Annotated in this window: 14 protein-coding genes; 4 read left to right on the top strand and 10 right to left on the bottom strand. The window is 34.4% G+C overall.

All coding sequences use genetic code 11. From position 1 onward, the window contains the following. Positions 1–196: 196 nt before the first annotated feature. Positions 197–697 (top strand): pyridoxamine 5'-phosphate oxidase family protein, encoded by a 501-nt coding sequence (locus HNQ00_RS01820; protein ID WP_173836511.1) that lies wholly within the window; start codon positions 197–199, stop codon positions 695–697. A gap of 181 nt (positions 698–878) precedes the next feature. On the opposite strand, the gene HNQ00_RS01815 is transcribed toward HNQ00_RS01820, so the two are convergent. After that, complete coding sequence (locus HNQ00_RS01815; RefSeq protein WP_173836509.1) at positions 879–2,426, bottom strand: aldehyde dehydrogenase (NADP(+)); 1,548 nt, start codon at positions 2,424–2,426, stop codon at positions 879–881. Between the two features lie 376 nt (positions 2,427–2,802). Here HNQ00_RS01815 and HNQ00_RS01810 point away from each other — a divergent pair, with 376 nt between their 5' ends. The 3 genes from HNQ00_RS01810 to HNQ00_RS01800 all read left to right on the top strand — a co-directional run bounded on the left by HNQ00_RS01810 (position 2,803) and on the right by HNQ00_RS01800 (position 6,498). Next, positions 2,803–2,988 carry a hypothetical protein gene (locus HNQ00_RS01810; protein WP_173836507.1) on the top strand — a complete coding sequence of 62 codons (186 nt, stop codon included), beginning with the start codon at positions 2,803–2,805 and terminating at the stop codon, positions 2,986–2,988. Positions 2,989–3,053: 65 nt separating this feature from the next. Continuing rightward, entirely contained in the window at positions 3,054–5,264 is a 2,211-nt protein-coding gene (locus tag HNQ00_RS01805; RefSeq protein WP_173836505.1) for a bifunctional alpha,alpha-trehalose-phosphate synthase (UDP-forming)/trehalose-phosphatase, read from the top strand. A 157-nt stretch (positions 5,265–5,421) separates the two neighbouring features. Then, positions 5,422–6,498 (top strand): DNA topoisomerase IB, encoded by a 1,077-nt coding sequence (locus tag HNQ00_RS01800; RefSeq protein WP_173836503.1) that lies wholly within the window; start codon positions 5,422–5,424, stop codon positions 6,496–6,498. Between the two features lie 242 nt (positions 6,499–6,740). Here HNQ00_RS01800 and HNQ00_RS01795 read toward each other — a convergent pair whose 3' ends face one another. The 9 genes from HNQ00_RS01795 to HNQ00_RS01755 form a co-directional block, all read right to left on the bottom strand. Beyond that, a complete protein-coding gene (locus tag HNQ00_RS01795) occupies positions 6,741–8,546 on the bottom strand; it encodes a glycoside hydrolase family 15 protein (protein WP_173836501.1) in 1,806 nt (601 codons plus the stop codon). A 380-nt stretch (positions 8,547–8,926) separates the two neighbouring features. Continuing rightward, the gene (locus HNQ00_RS01790; RefSeq protein WP_173836499.1) at positions 8,927–9,709 is read right to left on the bottom strand and encodes an SDR family NAD(P)-dependent oxidoreductase; all 783 of its coding nucleotides are present in this window, start codon (positions 9,707–9,709) and stop codon (positions 8,927–8,929) included. Positions 9,710–9,990: 281 nt separating this feature from the next. Next, positions 9,991–11,388, bottom strand: a complete 1,398-nt coding sequence (locus HNQ00_RS01785) for an exonuclease domain-containing protein (RefSeq protein ID WP_173836497.1) — start codon at positions 11,386–11,388, stop codon at positions 9,991–9,993. 226 nt (positions 11,389–11,614) lie between these two features. After that, positions 11,615–11,854, bottom strand: a complete 240-nt coding sequence (locus HNQ00_RS01780) for a DUF7218 family protein (protein WP_173836495.1) — start codon at positions 11,852–11,854, stop codon at positions 11,615–11,617. Positions 11,855–12,099: 245 nt separating this feature from the next. Further along, a complete protein-coding gene (uvrA, locus tag HNQ00_RS01775; protein ID WP_173836493.1) occupies positions 12,100–14,928 on the bottom strand; it encodes an excinuclease ABC subunit UvrA in 2,829 nt (942 codons plus the stop codon). A gap of 283 nt (positions 14,929–15,211) precedes the next feature. Beyond that, positions 15,212–15,508 (bottom strand): hypothetical protein, encoded by a 297-nt coding sequence (locus HNQ00_RS01770; RefSeq protein WP_173836491.1) that lies wholly within the window; start codon positions 15,506–15,508, stop codon positions 15,212–15,214. Positions 15,509–15,639: 131 nt separating this feature from the next. Next, entirely contained in the window at positions 15,640–16,074 is a 435-nt protein-coding gene (locus HNQ00_RS01765) for a hypothetical protein (RefSeq protein WP_173836489.1), read from the bottom strand. A 268-nt stretch (positions 16,075–16,342) separates the two neighbouring features. Beyond that, positions 16,343–19,330, bottom strand: coding sequence for a sensor histidine kinase (locus HNQ00_RS01760; protein ID WP_173836487.1), 2,988 nt, complete (start codon positions 19,328–19,330; stop codon positions 16,343–16,345). After that, complete coding sequence (locus HNQ00_RS01755; protein ID WP_173836484.1) at positions 19,314–20,057, bottom strand: LytR/AlgR family response regulator transcription factor; 744 nt, start codon at positions 20,055–20,057, stop codon at positions 19,314–19,316. Before HNQ00_RS01755 ends, HNQ00_RS01760 begins: the two co-directional genes overlap by 17 nt. Positions 20,058–20,214: the final 157 nt, after the last annotated feature.

Below are 20,214 nucleotides of genomic sequence, written 5' to 3'. Positions count from 1 at the left end.
ACATTTAGTAGTGATTAACTTCTGGGATTTTACACTTAATTTAAATTTAAAGTTGTAGTAACAGCTTGCTAATAATACTTCACATTTTGTATTATTTTGTAAAATATTTTCAAGATTATAATGAAATAGAATTCTTATGAAAGCTTAGCTATATCTTTAGTGAATAATACAAGTACAACTCTATAAAATAATTAATATGAGCACAAAAAATTTATTTAGCGAAGAAGCCAAACAGAAAATAAAAGATCTAGCAACCGACATTGATTTTGCCATGTTTGCAAGTGGACTTAAGGAATATCCTTTACATATGGTCCCTATGAGCACTAAGAAAGTAGACGATGAAGGGTTGATTTGGTTTCTAAGTAATAGAAATAGTCAGCACAATAAAAATATCAATTTAAATAGTGCAATGCATTTGGTCTATTCTGATCCAAGTAAAATGAAATTTTTAAATGTTTTTGGGAAGGCCATTGTAACAACCAACTTAGAGATTATCAAAGAGCTGTATAAAAGTTCAGATGATGCTTGGTTTGATGGTGTCAATGACCCCAACATTACGGCTATCTCTGTGCGACCTGATCAGGCTTTCTACTGGGATCCTAAAAACAATACGCTAGTCACTTTACTTAAAATGGGAATGGGAGCAATCACTGGTGATGAGCCAGATTTGATGGATCAAGGAGAATTAAATATTTAATAAAAAAAGTAGCAATCTAATTGAAAATGCCCCAAAAAGTTAAATACTATTTGGGGCATTTTTTATGTTTTATAAATACCAACAGCTACATTTAAAAGATAATAAAATCAAAATTATATTTCTTGAGGATCAGATATAGTCATTCGAGTATTACAATTTTGATCAAGCCGCTGGTATGTGCTTATGCTATTTTACCATTCGTGATAGTACCATTGACAATTCTATATAAAGATAGCGGATTATCATTTTGCAGTGCCTTAGGTAACTTATTGTGCGGAAAATCTTGAAAACACACTGGTCTAACAAAGCGTTTTATTGCTCCCGTTCCCACAGATGTTGAGTTGGCTGCAGTTGTTGCTGGAAATGGTCCGCCATGAACCATAGCGTGACAAACTTCTACTCCAGTAGGATACCCATTAACTAATACTCTACCCACTTTTAATTCTAAAATATCAAATAACTCACTATAATTTTCGAAATCTTCATCAGTACCAAAAATAGTTGCCGTCAAATGACCTTTGAGATTTCTTGCAGCATCAAGTATTTGTTCCTTCGAAGTAGATTCTATGATGATGCTAGAGGGGCCAAAATTCTCTTCTGCTAAAAAAGCCTCTTTCTGATAATTTTCCACTGTTGTTTTAAATATTCTTATAGTCGAGTTATTGACAGCAAGTTCTTTTAATCCTAAAGCGATTTCTTCTACTTCTTTGATCTCTTGTAGTTTTGTTAGTCCGCGCTCGTAAGCAATTTTAATGCTTGGCGTTAACATAGTCCCTGAATCTGTAGTTGCAGCTTTGCCTTTTAATGTGTTGTAGAATTGTTGTAGCCCAGTTCCATTTTCGATAAAAGTGATACCAGGACTAGTGCAAAATTGTCCTACACCCATAGCAATTGAGGCCACCAATCCTTCGGCTATTTTTTCTGCTTTATCTTTTAGTGCTCCAGGCAAGATAAATACGGGGTTTGTGCTGCCCATTTCAGCATAAACTGGAATTGGTTCTGATCGTTGATTAGCATAATCAAACAACGCTTTTCCTCCATTGAATGATCCTGTAAAACCTACCGCTTTGATATCTTTATGTTTTACCAATGCTTCTCCTAGGCTTCGTGAATTTCCTTGCAATAATGTAAATACGCCTTCGGGCATGTTGCAGGTAGCTACGGCTTTTAAAATTGCAGCTGCAATTAAGGCAGAGGTATGGGGGTGTGCTTCGTGGCCTTTTACAATCACGGGGCAGCCAGAAGCTAGTGCCGAAGCAGTGTCTCCGCCAGCAGTTGAAAATGCTAGAGGGAAATTACTTGCGCCAAAAACAGCTACAGGTCCTAGCGGAATGAGTATGTGTCTAATGTCAGGTCTAGGAATGGGCAGTCTATCAGGGAGGGCGGTATCTATTCGAGCATCTACCCACGATCCTTCACGAACCACAGTAGCAAATAATTTCAATTGATTTACTGTTCGTCCGCGTTCTCCTTGAAGTCTACCTATTGGCAATCCTGTTTCTTGATTGCACACCGTTATTAGCTGGTCTCCTAGATTCATTATTTCTTCAGCGATTTGCTCTAAAAATGCTGCAATAGCGGCACTGTCTTTTTTTCGATAACTTGAAAATGCTAGAGTCGCTTTTACAACAGCATCATTTAATTCTTCTATTGAAGTATTTTTGAATTGCTTTTCTAAAGCCTCATTTGTAGTAGGATTTATCGCTTGAAAATAATTAGTAGTGTCCATTATATGTATAACTTTTTTTTGGTTGTCCAAATTGGTTTACCAAAAATAAGTAAATTATAATTATTAGTACTACAAAGCAGCTACTATTTGTCAAGTGAAATTGTAACAGCTTCCATTCGATAATAACAAGTATCGAATACTCATTGTAGCTATCCAATTTTGCGTTATGGTACTATTGTCATTTTTATTTTCGAAAATAAAACTGCTGAACGCCATGTATTAAAATACTATAAGAAGTGGCTTTAATACTATAAAATGAATTGTGGTTTTGATAATTAAATTTACAATAATTATGATATTGACATTAATACCGTAAATCTTGGGTATTAATTTTATACTAAAAATTTAATAACTAAATTTATATAAAACACTAGCTATGTTTAAAATAGGACAAAAAGTAAGACAGGAATTTGGAGTGCAAACCATGGAAATAATTGGTTTTGAAGAAGAATTAATAGAGAATGTGATAACGCAATGGAAAGATGAATTAGGCACTATTGTGACGGGTAAATTTAGTAGCTCTCAGTTGCATCTTGTAACGGATGAATCTCTTGCTAATTGATATAATAAGTAATTAAAATAGATGTTGGCATAGATCCAACTCACTAATATAACCAAAATTTTGTGATGAGTAAAACAGTAATAGTTTCAAACAGATTACCAGTAGATTTAAAATTTGATGACGATAAATTAATTGTAAAATCCAGCACAGGAGGATTAGCGACAGGAATGAAGTCGGTTCACTCTGAAGGCAACGGCGTATGGATAGGGTGGTCAGGATTAGCCAAAGAAAATCTATCTAAAGAACAAGACGAACAAGTTATTGCTGCATTAGCTGCCGAAAAATGTGTTCCTGTACCACTTAGTGAAGAGGATATTGAGTTATATTATTACGGTTTTAGCAATATGGCTTTGTGGCCTTTATTTCATTATTTTCAAGCCTACACTAAGTTTGAGTTAACGCAGTGGGAATCTTACGTAGCCGTTAATCAAAAATTTGCTGATGTTGTTCTAGAGCATGTCAATGATGGTGATACCGTGTGGGTGCATGATTATCAATTGCTTTTACTACCAGAATTACTTAGAAAGAGAAACCCAAATATTACCATTGGTTTCTTTTTACATATTCCGTATCCTTCTTACGAACTGTTTAGAACGTGTCCCTGGAGAGATGAGCTTTTACAAGGAATGCTAGGTGCTGATCTCGTTGGGTTTCATACCTATGATTATGCGAGGCATTTTATTAGTTCAGTAAGTAGAATTGCAGATGTAGAAATTAATTTCAACGAAATCTCATTTGATAATCGCATTATTAAAGTCGATTCTTTTCCTATGGGTATCGACTACGATCGCTACCACAATGCGGCGCTAGATCACAATAAATATCCTGAAGAGAATAAATCAGAATTGATGAAGAACTTAGATTTCCATAATAAATCTAATGAAGAAAGTAAATTGATTCTTTCCATAGACAGAATGGATTATACAAAGGGAATTCCTAACAGAATTAAATCGTTTGAATACTTTTTAAATAAATACCCTGAGTACAAAGGAAAGGTGAGATTGGTTATGCTGGCTGTGCCATCGAGAGAAAATGTTCCCCAATACCAAAAATTAAAGCGAGAAACGGATGAACTTGTAGGCCGCATTAATGGTGATTTGTCTACAATTAGTTGGACTCCTATTTGGTACTTTTATAGAGCATTGCCATTTGATGATTTAATTGACTTATACGTCTCATCAGATGTTGCTATGGTTACCCCAATTAGAGATGGAATGAATCTCGTTGCAAAAGAGTATGTTGCGACAAGAACAAAGGAGAATGGGGTACTTATTTTAAGTGAAATGGCTGGTGTAGCTAAGGAAATGCACGAGGCACTTATTGTAAATCCTAATAATTTTGATCAAACGGCAGATAGTATTAGAAACGCTCTGGAAATGCCGCAAGAAGAACAAAAGACAAGAATTCAAGCTTTACAAAAAAGAATTTCAAGATACAATGTGGAGCGCTGGGCAAAAGAGTTTTTAAAATCATTAGAAACAGCTGGAAATACTGTCCCTGTCCCTGTAGCTAAAGAGTTAGATCCTAGCACGCGTGCTACAATTGCACAAAATTACACGGCATCATCTAAGCGATTACTACTATTAGACTATGATGGAACCTTAGTGGGTTTTAAAAATAATCCTAGTGATGCGATTCCTACGCAAGAAATCTATGATTTACTTGATAAAATAAATGAAGATCCAAATACTGAAATTGCAATAATTAGCGGACGCGATCGCAAGACGTTAGAGAGTTGGTTTGGGGAGAAAAGTTATACCTTGGTAACTGATCATGGCGCTTGGTTGCGTAAAGCGGGAGGAGAGTGGCACACACTTGACCAATTAAAAACCAGCTGGAAAGAGAACATTCGTCCTGTGATAGAATCTTTTACTGATAGCACTCCCGGAACTCTTATTGAAGAGAAAGAATACTCACTGGCATGGCATTATCGAAAAGCTGATCCAGAGATGGCAGCGCTACGAACGATGGAATTAAAACATGTTTTGAAGAGTTTGCTATTCAATAATACCTTGTCATTACTGGAAGGAAATAAAGTGCTCGAAGTTAAAAATAGTAACATTAATAAAGGGAGAGCAGCATCTCGAATTATTTCTAATGATAAATATGATTTTATTTTTGCAATAGGTGATGATTGGACTGATGAATTTATGTTTGAAGAATTACCTGATTCGGCCTATACAGTAAAAGTAGGTAACGTAAAAACGGCAGCTCATTATTATATAAAAAGTAACAACGAAGTTCTGGATTTACTAAGAAGCATTGCTGTAAAGTAGCAACTAACTTAAATTTAATAATCGCGTTTAAAAGTAGCTTTATGCTATTTTTTAAATGCGATTTTTTATTGAAATAATATAAGGAGCAACTGTAATCTTATAATTTTTCTAACTTCTTACTAGATTATCTTTACTAGTGTTATTTAAAGAAGTAAATATGACTAGGTTAGAAAATAAATTATCAAAGATTGATAATAATCCACAGCAAACAGCAAAATTAGCTGGTTTAAGGTATTTTAGTAATGCTGACAAAGGATATTTTAGATTTAAAAAAGGAAAAGATTTTATATATAAAGATGAATATGGCGAAGCTGTTTCTGATAAAGAAATAATAGAACGTTTTAAAAAAATGGTACTACCTCCAGCATGGGAAAATGTATGGATCTCACCTTATGAAAATTCGCATTTACAAGCCACAGGAATTGACACTAAAGGTAGAAAGCAGTATCGCTATCATGCAAACTGGAACAAATTGCGCAATCAATCTAAATTTTATCGCTTGCGCCAGTTCGCAAAAGTTTTGCCTAAAATCCGAGTGCAAATGGAGAAGGATTTAAATAAAAAGGGCATGCCTTATGAAAAGGTAATCGCCTTAGTGATTAAGTTGATCGAAGTGACAAATATTCGAATAGGGAATGAAGCTTATAAAAAATTATATGGCTCTTTTGGTTTGACTACTTTATTAGACAAACATGCAAAAATAGGAAAGGGACTAATCTCGTTTGAATTTAAAGGTAAAAAAGGTGTTAAGCACAAAATTACTTTAAAAGACAAGCGTTTAATGCGATTGGTAAAACGATGTAGAGATATTCCCGGTCAAGAATTATTTCAATATTATGACGATAACGGTGATCACCATACCGTAGGCTCGGCAGATATTAATGGCTATATTAAGGAATGCACTGGTATGGATTTTACAGCTAAAGATTTTAGATGTTGGTCAGGAAGTTTAAATGCCTTGAGTTGTTTCTTAGAACAAGAAAAGCCTCTTTCGGCAAACGATTGCAAGAAAAAAATAATTAGTGTTCTTGACGATGTTTCGGCAAAATTAGGAAATACGCGCACAGTTTGTAAAAAGTATTATGTTCATCCCACAGTGATTGCGTCTTTTGAAAGTGGTTCTATCTGGAAATACCAACCTAAAAGAGCCTCTACCAATAGCAAATTGAAAGCTGAAGAGAAGGCTTTAATAAAATTGCTGTCAACTGAAAAAATCGCAGAAGTATTAGGTTAAAATCTTTCTCAGATTAGTAAGTAAAAAAAGCATTTAAGTCTACTTGTAAACTTAAATGCTTTTTTTATTTCTAAGCCAAATTTGCGAGCATAAATTACTGCAGGTATTATTTTCTTCCACCTTGACATGTAAAGAATTGAATTTACTATTTAAAAATGTTTACACGTTATCAGGCAAACAAGAAATTATTTGCAAAAAGAAAAGCCGCATTTTTCAATACGGCTGTTAATTAAAAAATCAATTTATTTTCTACCAATGGCATCAAGTACACAATCTTCGTCACTGACATTAGATAAGTTAATTGCGGTTTCTATGAGCGCAAGGTGAGAATATGCTTGTGGGAAATTCCCAAGAAGTCTTTTGGTTTCAAAATCAATATCTTCACTAAAAAGGCCCAAATGATTACTATACCCTAGCAATTGCTTGAATAGTTTTTTAGCTTTTTGAGTTTCTCCAATTTTGTACAAGCTGTTAATAAACCAAAAAGTACAAATTGTAAATGATGAAGACGGCAACCCAAAATCATCTTTATTTTTATAACGATAGAGCAATCCATCGTTGCTCAAATCACGTTCAATGGCATGCACCGTAGCAACATATTTTGAGTCCATCGCATCTATAAATCCGTAATTTTCCATTAATAGCACTGATGTGTCTAGATCTGGAGATCCATACGATTGTGTAAATGCCTGTGCATCTTCATTCCATGCATTTTCTAAAATATCTTTTTTGATGGCTGCTGCCAATGTTTGCCATTTTGCTGCATTAGATTTCTTTCCTAATATTGTAGCTACTTTAATAGCGCGATCAATTGCAGTCCAGCATAAAACTTTAGAAAAGGTAAAATGTCGCTCTTCTGTTCTAAATTCCCATATTCCTTTATCAGGTTCTTGCCAGTGTTTTTCAACCACCCAAACAATACCTTTAGTAATATTCCATAGTTCCTCACCATTCTCTGTATCGTTGTTAAAAGTGATTAGCTGCTGGTGAATAACATCCATCAAGATACCGTAAATATCATTTTGGCGCTGGGAATAAGCCGCGTTTCCTATACGAACTGGCTTGCTGCCCATGTAGCCGCTAAGATGATCAAGCGTTTGCTCTGTAAGTTTCTTCTCCTTGTTGATACCATACATGATTTGGAGCTTCTCATCTTTATCAGGAATTAAATCAACTATAAATTGCAGGTAGTTCTTAGCCATTTTTTTGTGACCTAACTCTGAGACCACTTTTACAACCATCGATGCATCCCGAATCCAGCAAAATCTGTAATCCCAGTTACGAACTTCACCAATTGTTTCTGGTAATGATGTTGTGGCAGCCGCAAGTACGGCTCCGGTTTTTTCATAACTCAACAATTTTAAAGTGATAGCACTTCTAATGATTTCTTTATTGAACTTACTGTATTTTGTAGTTTTATCTGACCATCCCAGCCAATACGTTTTTGTACGTTCAAATTCCAAATTGATTTTTGGTAGAGTAGGTTGGAGTATTTTCTCATTATACGCTAGAAGAATATAGCCGTCTCCAGAAAGCGTTATTTCTCTTCCTTCTTTAAGATCCTCCAAATCAAAGCAGCTATACAAAAATAAGGAGTCAAATTTTTCTGAGTTACTCAAACTGATGATGTGGTCGTCCTTTACGTAGGTTACCGTTTCTCCTGACGCATATTCGAGTTTAGGATCGTACGCTATTTTGAACTTTGGCGTTCCGCTGATCTTTCTAAAACACCTAATAATTTCTGGTGGTATCATATAGCCACCAGTCTCTTTACGGTATCGTGGCATAAAGTCATTTATTTCGAATGCATCACTACCGTTATCAAATGTGGTAATTAGTATGCTAGTGTTTTCAAGATATTTCTGCGAAATTTTGTAATCATCCGCAACCTGAATTTCAAAACTTCCTCCAATTTTTGCATCTAGTATTTTTCCAAATACAGATGAGGAATCAAATTCAGGTAAGCACAGCCATTCGATGGAACCAATATCAGATATTAGTGCAGCACTACGACAATTACCAACTATTCCGTAATTTAAATTATTCATAAAAAGGTTTTTTTCGTTCTACATAATTGATTTACCTAATTTAAGCAATCATTGTACGCAAGCCAAAATATGCTTCCTAAAAAAATATTAATTGTTTGCTGGTAGATAATTTCTAGGTCTTTTTTACTAATTCCCTATTTTTAATAGCCTAATTTATGAATATGGCAATAGGTATTAAACAAGCTGTTTTCTAAGACGATGAGCAAAATGCAAACTATACTATAAGGTTTTAGTTACTTAAAATTGATAAGTTAGTAAGTTAGTCAAGCTATTTATTGAATACCTATTGTTCTGTAAAATAGAAAATCCGTAAAACAGCTTGTAGCAATTAATGCCTTTTCTGGTTTACGGATTAATAAAAATATAAGGATGGTATTATTTTACATTGATCGGTGTTCTTCGGTACGTTTTTTAATTGCGTCGTACATTCCTTCCACTTTTTTATCGAATGCAACTGGGTTCTCACGATTTTGTATCACATTATCCATATCGCTTAGTACGACATCGATGTCCCCATTTTTAATTCCTGCTATTAATTTTTGAGCCACCATCTCAGGAGAATGCATCCCTTCAAGTTTGGTTTTTGTCATCATAGGAGTATCGGTTGCAGTAGGATATAAGGTAGTCACTTGAATAGGGAAGTCCTTCAATTCTCGTCTAATTGATTCAGAGAATGCTTTCACAGCTGCTTTAGTTGCTGCATAAGGCGCATAGAAAGGCATACTAATAAGGGCTAATCCTGACGAAACATTTATCAATGCTGCCTCTTTACTTTTTTTCAATAAAGGCAAGCTATACTTGGTCATTAAAATAAGTCCGGTTACATTAATATTTACCTGAGAAATAATATCATCATCAGATATCGTACTAAAAGCACCTGCGCTAACCACACCTGCGTTATTGATTAATATATCAGCCGAACCCCACTTTTTCTCTACCAGTTCTACAAACTCTCTTATATCTGTAAGTTTTGCAATGTCTCCACTATACAACTCAAATGTAGCGTTAGGGAAATCTTTTTTCAATGCTTCAAGTTTTTCTAAACTTCGACCTATTACTGCAAAATCTTTTACTCCTTCTTTGTATAATTCTGTAACGATTGCATGACCTATTCCGCTTCCACCGCCACTAATCATTACTTTTTTATTTTCTAAACTTTTCATACTTGTTTTATTTTTTCGAATTCTTAACTGGTCGTCAAGGATGACCTTCTATCAAAATTACGGTAAACCAATTGTACCAAAGAAGGATTAAGATAAATTTAATACAGCATTCCAGAATACTAACTTTACAACTTGTTTTGTGATTTAATTTTTCGAAAAAAAAAATACTTAGATAAACTGTATTGTGAATATGGTTTAATAACAGCTATTATAATAGTTAAAAAATTTGCATAAAAAAAGTGTAGCACTAACTACACTCTAATTTTTGTTTGTATAAACAGTTAAACCATAACATCTTCAAGCTGAATGATATTTTGCTTAAAATAAACTTTTCTAGAATTATTCTTGGCATAATTGTATATAAGCTGCATCATATAAGGATTACTATTATATCTAGTGACACTTTCCTTGACTGTATCTTCATCAATATCTGTTTCATCAATGTTAATGTAACCCATACCATAAAAACTACCGTTATCTACCCAAATACAACTACGTTCATTATTTGAGCGACCACTATCAATTATTGCAAAGGAGGGTTGTTCTTGAGTTAAATGTATAATTGCGGCGTCTACTTTTTCGTTATGACTTTCCATATCAGGTAAGGCTTCTTGATTTTTAGGAGCAAGATGTTCTCCTTCATTGACTGCAGCAAAATAACAAAAACGCATGTCTATTGAAAACATCGAACTTAGTTTACTGAGCATATTAATTCCTTCAAACTGACTATTACAATCTTTAATGCTATGCTGAAATTTACCTAGTTTGCCTACCGCCAAATATTTATAACCATTGCGCGCTTCATAGGTGAAAATACCATATTTTGCTTCGTATTTTTTTAAAGCTCGATTGTATTGTGGCCACAGCTGTTTAATCTCGGCACATTCTAGCAATAGCGCTATGAGTTCGTTACCACAAACTTCAAAAGAGATGTTATAAATATCTTTTAAAAAATTTTGTCGTTGAGCAGTAGTGCTATTACCGGTAAAATGAGAAGCGACTCTTTTTTGAATATTGATCGCTTTCCCTACATATATTACTTTGTTGTCTTGATTGTAAAAATAATAAACACCGGGCTTTGCTGGTAGTTTGTCAAAATCAGCAGGAGGAAGGTTAGGAGGTAAACGTTGATCTTGTGCGGTATTTTTAATCATCAAATTAAGCACACCGTCAGTATCCCATTCCATTAATTTCGAAAATAATATAGCAGTAGCATCAGCATCTCCGCCAGCGCGGTGCCTATTTTCCAAATCAATATCTAACGAATGACATAATTTACCTAAACTGTATGACGGTAATCCTGGTTTAATTTTACGCGCAGCACGCACGGTACATAATTTTCTAGCAGTCCATTTTAGCCCTGTGCGTGCTAACTCATGATGAACAAAGGAGTAATCAAAATTCACATTATGAGCCACAAAAACACGGCCATGTAACAAATCATAAATATCATTTGCAACATCGTCAAAGATGGGTGCTGTGCTGACCATTTCGTTAGTAATTCCTGTGAGCGCAAAAATCGCCATAGGAATATTTTTTTGAGGATTCACTAGTGTTTCGTATCGCTCTAAAACCTCCTCACCATCGTGAATAATAATTGCTATCTCTGTAATCCGGCTGCCATTTGCATTGCCACCGGTAGTCTCAATATCGACAATAGCATATTCTGTTTTTTTCATTTGGTATCCTTCCGTAAAATACTATGCCTGCTAATGCAGCAAAAGCTAGTATTTATAATAGGTTAATTAAAATTAAATAAAGTGCTAGGGAAATTTATACAAATTTAGCACAAATAAGAACAAATTAATGTTATAGGAATGTTATAAATTGTAACAATCTACCTAGGCTAGATATAAAAGCTTTGTTAATAAAGTTTTGCAAAACTACACCATGATTTTTGAGGCATTAATTATTTCGCAAAGCGTCAATTAATTGTCCTTTATTCATTTTAGAACGGCCTTCTATTCCTACCATTTTAGTTTTATCGTAAAGTTCCTTTTTGGTCCATTCTTCGTATGGTTTTGCTTTACCGCCTTTGGTTCCTGAATCTGGAGTGTTTGCAATTCGTGCTGATTTTTCCTTGCTGTATCCTTTCTCAACTAAAGCTTCATACTGTTCGGGATTTTTTAATCTTGATTTTGCCATACTCTTATATTTTACTTTTTTTTATTTTCGAAAATAACAGCAACACATAAATCACCTCTCTTCAAAGTAGGTAGTAATTTGCACTATTATAAAACGTAGTGGTAAAGTTAGAAAGCGCAGCTATGTTTCTATTATACTATTGTAAACTAGAGTTTTAAGATTGTCATGTTAAGATACTGAGTAAAAAAAATAGCTGCCAATTTCGTAAGTGAAATCAACAGCTATTTATATAATGTAAGGCGCGATTATAATTCTTTTTTCAAGAACTTTGCCGTATAACTTTTTTTGTTTTTGGCTACTTCTTCAGGAGTTCCTTTGGCAACGAGTTGGCCACCACCTTTTCCTCCTTCAGGACCAATATCGATAATATAATCAGCTAGTTTAATCACATCCATATTGTGTTCGATAATCAAAATGGTATTCCCTTTATCAACTAACTTATTGATCACTTCCATTAACACTCTAATGTCTTCAAAATGCAAACCAGTTGTAGGTTCGTCAAGAATATAAAAGGTGTTTCCGGTATCTTTTTTAGATAATTCTCCAGCTAATTTAATACGTTGTGCTTCACCACCTGAAAGCGTTGTGCTTTGCTGACCAAGTGTTATGTATCCCAAACCGACATCCTGAATAGTTTTCAATTTACGGTAGATTTTCGGGATCATTTCAAAAAACGGAACCGCTTCATCAACCGTCATATCCAACACATCAGAAATTGATTTTCCTTTAAAACGAATCTCTAGTGTTTCTCTATTAAATCGTTTTCCTTGACAGGTTTCGCATTCAACATATACGTCAGGTAAAAAGTTCATCTCAATCGTACGCACTCCGGAACCTTGACAAGTTTCGCAACGACCACCCTTAACATTAAAGCTAAATCGTCCTGCCTTGTATCCACGTATCATACTTTCAGATGTTTTAGTAAACAATGTGCGTATCTCAGTAAAAACTTCAGTATAGGTAGCAGGATTAGAACGCGGTGTTCGTCCTATAGGGCTTTGGTCAATGGCAATTACCTTGTCTATATGTTCAAGACCTTCAATTTTTTTATACGGCTGTGGCTTTTTAACACCATTAAAATAGTACGCATTCAAAATAGGGTAGAGGGTCTCGTTGATTAAAGTTGACTTCCCACTTCCTGAAACTCCAGTAACACAAATCATTTTACCAAGAGGCAATTCAATAGAAACATTCTTCAAGTTATTTCCTGTTGCTCCCGTAAGTTTTAAGAATTTTCCATTTCCCTCACGGCGTTTTTTGGGAATCTCAAATTTCATTTTTCCGTTCAAATATTGAGCGGTAATCGTATCTGATTTTAAAGTTTCAGCAGGAGTACCTATGCTGATAATCTCGCCTCCAAATTTCCCTGCCTTCGGACCTATATCAATTACATAATCGGCTTGTTCAATCATGTCTTTGTCATGCTCAACCACAATAACCGAGTTTCCTATATCGCGCAATTGTTCTAAGGAATGAATCAATTTTTCATTGTCTCTTTGGTGTAAACCAATGCTTGGCTCATCGAGAATATAGAGTACACCTACTAATTGCGAACCAATTTGTGTTGCCAATCGAATGCGCTGTGCTTCTCCACCTGACAGTGATTTTGAACTTCGATTTAGAGCCAAATAATCCAATCCTACGTTCATTAAAAAGTTCAATCGATCCTTAATTTCTTTGACAACCTCTGTAGCAATGCGTTTTTGTTTTGCTGATAAGTGCTTATCTAAATCTTTAAACCAAAGCGTTAAATCAGAAATATCCATAGCACACAGCTCGGCGATATTTTTATCATTTACTTTAAAAAATAAAGCTTCTTTCTTTAAACGAGATCCTTCACAAACCGGACATTTAATTTCGTCCATGAATTCCTTCGCCCATCGTTTTATAGTGGTCGATCCGCTTTCATCATATTGGTTTTTGATAAAATGCGAAATCCCCTCAAAGTCTATTTTGTAATCTCTAGCAACTCCTAAATCTTTAGAGTTGATGGTAAATTTTTCTTTTCCACCATTCAATATCATTTCCATTGCTTCCGCGGGAATAGATTCGATTGGATCTGTATTTTTAAAACTGTATTTCTCTCCTATTATTTCTAATTGCTTAAAAATCCAGGACGATTTGTATTCGCCTAGAGGCGCAAAACCTCCTGCTTTTATAGACATCTTCGCATTAGGTATGATTTTCTTAACGTTGATTTCGTTAATCGTTCCCAAACCTTTACAGTGATCACATGCACCTTTAGGAGAGTTAAATGAAAATAAATTTGGTTCTGGATTTTGATATGATATCCCAGATGTAGGACACATCAAATTACGACTAAAGTAACGCACTTCATTCGAATCTTGGTCTAAAACCATCAACACATTTTCACCATGATGCATGGCAGTATTGATACTTTCAGATAAACGTTTTTGGTTGTCAGCAGTATCTTCCACCAGCATGCGATCAACTACAATCTCGATATCGTGAGTCTTGTAACGATCTAATTTCATTCCCGAAGTGATCTCGCGAACCTCACCGTTTACTCTAACCTTTAAAAAACCTTGCTTAGCAATTTGCTGAAATAATTCACCATAATGTCCTTTTCTAGCTCTAATAACGGGAGCCAAAATATTGATGCGTTTGTCTAGAAAATCTTGGATAATTAATTCCTTGATTTGCTCATCAGAGTAGCTCACCATTTTCTCGCCCGTATTGTAACTGTAAGCATCAGCGCCACGAGCATAAAGTAGGCGTAAGAAATCGTAAATCTCTGTAATGGTTCCCACAGTAGACCTAGGGCTTTTACTTGTCGTTTTTTGTTCGATAGCAATCACCGGCGAAAGTCCGTCAATTTTATCCACGTCTGGACGTTCTAAACCACCAAGAAACTGTCTCGCATAAGCCGAAAAAGTTTCGACATAACGGCGTTGCCCTTCAGCATAAATAGTATCAAAAGCCAGTGATGATTTCCCAGAGCCCGAAAGCCCGGTAATTACCACTAATTTTTCTCTAGGAATGGAAATATCTATATTTTTAAGGTTGTGAACACGTGCCCCCTGAACCTCGATTGTATTGTCTTTATCTAACATAATTTTGCAAAAAAGCAAAGTTAATCTTTTGATTTATTCTTTCAATAGAACACTTTAGAAGTTTATGTTAAAATCAATGCGTTAGCAGTTTATTATATGAAATTTGGAAGCAGAATATAAATTGTTCACAACATAATTCCCTCCCGCTTTTCGTTTCAATCTTATCAGGCAAAACACTTGCCTAATAAGGATTTTCACTGCAATCGGGGCTATTTAATACGAATAGAAGTTTTAATTACGTAAGAATATTGTGGAAGAAGAAGTAGTAATGTCCAGCTTAGGATTATTTACAAATGCATGACTCAGTGGGATTATTATTTTGAGCCTTATTTAATACTAATTCAACTAGTGTTTCTATACCTTCAAGAATCCAAAAAATTGGTTTTAGCAAGACAACAAATCCTATAACGGTAAGTACCGAAAATAATATCCAAAATCCAAAGCCCATTTCCATCGTGAATTCATAAAAGTACAAATTCAAAAACGAATAGATCATTAACGGTATAGCGACTATAACTAGTGAAACCCATACAATATATTTAATAGCAGTGGTGGTGGTGTTCAATAATATTTGTAGCATGATAATTTTAATTTTTATGTTCTTGATATCCTCTCGCTGGTATCTTCTTTTTATTGAATTTTTTATTCTATGCTGTTCCTTTTTTTGGGCGCTGCAAATCTTTCATTAGATCACAAATTGTTCAGTACTAGCTATTTTGTAAAACTCTCAACCATTTTCAAAATACCTAGATCAGCTTTTTTTAAGTTGTGAAAGGCTAGTTTCAAGTCAACCCCATTATTAATAATATTTTCGCTATGATTCATCCACACTTCCATGCGTTTTTTACCTTTAGACTGGTTTATGGTTCTCAAGGTTACTGCAACATTCTCAGGGCAATTGACTACTTGTGCAATTTGCTCGTCGGTAAGAATCGATTTGTATTTAGTAAACAATTCTTCAGAGGAGCGTATGTGCTCGTAGTCATAAGGATCGCCTCCTCTAAGCGTTTTACCAGTATAGACATCTATGTATAAAGCGCGACCATCACCACCTCTTACTAAAGCAGCTTTTTGCATACTCGCTTTGATTTTTGCAAATTGAATATCAATTGCTAATCGGCTATATGGTCGGTCAGGGTCAATCATGGGACTATGTAAAATTTAGTTTGGTTATATGTTTTTAAATTCATCTTGCTATAATGGCAAAATCTTAAAAGATGTAAATCATGTTTACAAATCAGCTTATTTTTTCTTGTGTGATTTAGATGACAAAGCAAACCATTAAGGGCACTGTATCTAAAAATGTTTGGGGATTTAAAGTCGAAATTAAAAATTTATAAAACAATAAAAAACCCCAAATCGTAATTTGGGGTTTCTATGCTATATCAGTAATATTCTGCGCTATAATTTAATTTTAATTTTCAAGAAACAATGTTATCACGACAGTAGTTCCGGTTGCTGCAAATTTTAATTGTATTGGATTAATATTATCAGGTTGCATGATTTGTAAGCGTTCCCTAGCAATAGATAATCCTTTTGATATGTGTTTGCTTGCAGATTCTTTTTTTCCGTAGCCGTTATCTATAATCGAAATTTGGACATATTCTTGACCGAGCTTTTTAAAGGTAATTTCAAATTTCGGATTCAAGTGTTTGTCGTTAAATGCGTGCTTAAAGATGTTTTCTATAAAGGGTTGCAGTAACATTGTTGGGATCGAAACCTCTTCCTGATCTAAGGCTGTATCTACACTGATTTTATGTAAAATTCGATCCTCAAATCTTTTATTCTCTATTAAAATATAGGTTTGCAAATAGTTAATTTCATCCTCGATACTGATGGTTTGTTTGGATGAATTATCTAGTGTCTGTCGCATTAAATTGGCAACTTCACTTATGTAAATGCTGGAGTCGATGACGTCTTTGTTAAACACAAAACTTTGAATACTCGTTAAGGCGTTAAACGTAAAATGGGGATTCATCTTACTTAGTAAGGCTTCTAACTTAGCCTTAGAAAGTTCCCGGTCATTTGCAGCTTTTTGTTTGGTTTGTTTTTTTATATTGGCAGTAATTAATACAATTATTAGGATAGTGATTAGGGCAATCAAAGCCATAAACCATGTTGTCTCCCAAAATGGCTGCTTGATATTTATCTCTAAAATTTTAAAGTTTCTAATTTTCCCTGAGTGCAAATCAGTTACTTCAATTTCTAATTTGTAGTCGTCTGCTGGCAGATAAGATAAATAAACAAATGGCTTATCAGAGTACGGACTCCATTGATTACTTTCCTTTAAGCGGTATCTAAATCTTAATTTATTTGAGTAGGAGTGGCCTTTTGGCATGAAGTCAATTGCAATCGTATTCTGGTTGTAATCGCAAATTAGCTCTTCTCCAGTGTAGCGCATCCATTTAAAATATTTTCGCGAAATAGGTACTGAATTTATTTTTATATCTTTTATTTCGATACTAGAAATAGTGCTTTTATCTGCCGTCAATTTATCTAAATTGATAGTATAAAAGCCTTTTTTGGTACCCAACCATAAGCTGTTTCCAGATAATTTTGAACTTGTTATTTCTGCATCTTTCAATCCTTGATCTTTGTCAAATAATTGTAAGACGCCATTGTGATAAATGTTAATCCCCAGATCAGTACCTATCAAAATATAATTTTTATATGATTCTAGAAAGCTTATGGTATTTCCCATCAACTGGCTTTTTGGAATATTTTGAAGAATTTTAAAAGATTTTGAATCATCTACAATAGTTACTCCACCTAGCTCGGAAGCAATAATTAAGTTGCTATCTTGGTTTTTAGTAATAAATTTTAATTTGTCTTCTTTCCATATATTAGCGCTCAATAATGACTGACACTCCTTATTCACATAGGTATACAACCCTTGAAACAAGGATATAAAATACGCCTTATCTCGGTTATTTAATATACCTACAACATTTAACGGCGTATTTTTATCAAACTCAGAGTAGTGTTTTGCTCTTAAATTGTATACGTCATCATAAATGCGCACACCAGCATAAGGGATTGTTTCAATAAATTTGTGATCCTTTGTAAATTCTATTTTATAACTATGTAAGGGTAGGTAATTGATAATCTCAGCTGCGAAGTTAATTTCGTAAATACCTATATTACTAGTTAGCCATAATGATTGCTGGTGCTTGATTAACTCATAAAATTCAATTTGAGTAGCTGGAATTTTATAGTCTAATTCAAAGTAGCCTTCTTTGTGTGTAGGTACGTTGTTTTTATCATTGCTGATATAGTCTACTTCGTATTTCTTGAAAGTTTCGTTAGTAATTGTTTTCGAAATCACATTCGAACCATCTAAAAAGGAAAGCCCATCTTCGTGTGCTATAACTTTGTGATCAGCTACTATTTCAAAATCTATTACCTTCTTATTAGCAAACGGATTGTAGTCAATAGTGCTACCTAATTGTACTTCATATATTCCGCGGTCTTTTGATCCTACATATAAAACCTCATTTTTAGGATTGTAGACTACGTTTAAAATATTGGGAGAATCTATTCCATATTCTTTTGAAATAGCAGTCATTTTATTGTTGGCTATAGTGTAGAGGCCACCGCTTTGATCAAATACGCCCCAGGCTGCTGCATATAAAGTGCCTTCCTTGTCTATCGCATAATCCCAAACCGTAGTATTCCCAAAACTTTTAGTTGCTGCTTTATTTGCAAGTACATTTTTAATTTCGAATTGATTAAGAGTCGCTTTATTTCCCGCAAATAATTGACCGTCATAGAGACCTAATGAGAACGCATGTTCCACTGCAAATACTTGCTCAATACGCGGAATATCATTTTTTATTACTACTTTAAAAATACCTTCATTAGATGTAGAGAAGTAGACTTCATCTTTATATAGCATGAAATCAGTTACTATAAATACGCCGTAATGCGGCATGCTTCCTTTAGGAACTACTAGTTTATTTGTTTTTATATCAATGATAGCAATTCCTAATTCGGTACCCACATAGATCTTGTTCTTGTAAGAAAGTAGTTTGTGAGCGCGGTCATCTGGTAGTCCTTTACGATTGTCAAAGAGGCTGTATTTTTCTCCATCATATTTAAAAACACCGCCGCCATAGGTTGCAAACCACATATTACCCTGGGCATCTTGGGCGATATCCCAACAGCTATTATTGGTGATTATTTTAGGTAAAACAAGGGATGAAAAGTGTCCGTTTTCAAATTTAGAAATACCATTCTCTGTCCCTACCCATAGTTCGTGATTTTTGTCAAGAAATAGAGATCGTACGGCATTGCTAGCTAAACCATCGGCGGTAGAGTAGTTTTTTGAAGGACGGTACTGCGCGCTAGAAAGAGCAGTAGTCAACAATAAAAAAAGAAGAATGTAATTACTGACTAATCGCATCCATTAGGCTTGATTTATTATACTCTGTAACAGTGATTGCATAGTCATTTAAGAGCGTCAATTTTTTGTTTTTGGTATGGAATGACTTTATGAATTTTTTATTTACAACTGCGCTACTACTCACTTTTAAGAATGTGTCATCAGCAAGCAATTGAAAAATCTCTTTCAACGATTTAGAAACAACAATAGTTTCAGTAGCTGTTTCAATGGTACATTTTCCATTTCCGTTACCCGTTTCACAGTAAATGATTTCGCTAACAACGACAACTTTAAATCCGTCATTATTAGGCAGTATTATAGACTGATTACTAGAACTCAAATTGTTTTTTAAAACTTCAAATCTATCTTGATTTCTATTTATCCCAGTTTTATGTTCGAATCGATCTATTATCGATTTAATATTTAAGGGATTGATTGGTTTCATTAAATAATCTAAGGCACTGCACTTGATTGCTTCTACATACTCGTTAGCATGACCAGTTACAAACACGATTTCAAATGGAACTGACGTATAATGGCGAACTAGTTCGAAACCATTTTTTTGTGGCATGTCTATATCTAAAAAAACCAAATCAGGTTTGTTAGTATCGATAGATAGGATTGCTTCATCAACAGAACTGCACAAATCTACAATTGTGATTTTATCGTCACTGAAGATTTTACAAAAGTTATGAATTAACTCTCTTGATTTTAAGTCGTCGTCTACGATTATGGCTTTAATTGTCATAGGTTTAGTGGAATTAGAAAATACAGTATTGGGACAGTAATTTCTAATGTATATTTTTAGGTTAAATTGAGGTATTTGTGTGCCCTCAAACACGAACTTTGGTGCTATTATTTTAGAAATATAGCAAAAAAAACACTACCATGAAAGAAGTGTTTTT

The organism is Flavobacterium aeripolare (assembly GCF_013294025.1).
Taxonomy (GTDB): domain Bacteria; phylum Bacteroidota; class Bacteroidia; order Flavobacteriales; family Flavobacteriaceae; genus Flavobacterium.
The sequence above is the reverse complement of the archived record's forward strand: the minus strand, read 5'-3'. Positions and strand labels throughout refer to the sequence as shown.

Excerpts from the sequence above, each read along its gene's own strand:
- HNQ00_RS01820 (WP_173836511.1), top strand. The coding sequence starts at position 197 with ATGAGCACAAAAAATTTATTTAGCGAAGAAGCCAAACAGAAAATAAAA.
- HNQ00_RS01815 (WP_173836509.1), bottom strand. The coding sequence starts at position 2,426 with ATGGACACTACTAATTATTTTCAAGCGATAAATCCTACTACAAATGAG.
- HNQ00_RS01810 (WP_173836507.1), top strand. The coding sequence starts at position 2,803 with ATGTTTAAAATAGGACAAAAAGTAAGACAGGAATTTGGAGTGCAAACC.
- HNQ00_RS01805 (WP_173836505.1), top strand. The coding sequence starts at position 3,054 with ATGAGTAAAACAGTAATAGTTTCAAACAGATTACCAGTAGATTTAAAA.
- HNQ00_RS01800 (WP_173836503.1), top strand. The coding sequence starts at position 5,422 with ATGACTAGGTTAGAAAATAAATTATCAAAGATTGATAATAATCCACAG.
- HNQ00_RS01795 (WP_173836501.1), bottom strand. The coding sequence starts at position 8,546 with ATGAATAATTTAAATTACGGAATAGTTGGTAATTGTCGTAGTGCTGCA.
- HNQ00_RS01790 (WP_173836499.1), bottom strand. The coding sequence starts at position 9,709 with ATGAAAAGTTTAGAAAATAAAAAAGTAATGATTAGTGGCGGTGGAAGC.
- HNQ00_RS01785 (WP_173836497.1), bottom strand. The coding sequence starts at position 11,388 with ATGAAAAAAACAGAATATGCTATTGTCGATATTGAGACTACCGGTGGC.
- HNQ00_RS01780 (WP_173836495.1), bottom strand. The coding sequence starts at position 11,854 with ATGGCAAAATCAAGATTAAAAAATCCCGAACAGTATGAAGCTTTAGTT.
- uvrA (WP_173836493.1), bottom strand. The coding sequence starts at position 14,928 with ATGTTAGATAAAGACAATACAATCGAGGTTCAGGGGGCACGTGTTCAC.
- HNQ00_RS01770 (WP_173836491.1), bottom strand. The coding sequence starts at position 15,508 with ATGCTACAAATATTATTGAACACCACCACCACTGCTATTAAATATATT.
- HNQ00_RS01765 (WP_173836489.1), bottom strand. The coding sequence starts at position 16,074 with ATGATTGACCCTGACCGACCATATAGCCGATTAGCAATTGATATTCAA.
- HNQ00_RS01760 (WP_173836487.1), bottom strand. The coding sequence starts at position 19,330 with ATGCGATTAGTCAGTAATTACATTCTTCTTTTTTTATTGTTGACTACT.
- HNQ00_RS01755 (WP_173836484.1), bottom strand. The coding sequence starts at position 20,057 with ATGACAATTAAAGCCATAATCGTAGACGACGACTTAAAATCAAGAGAG.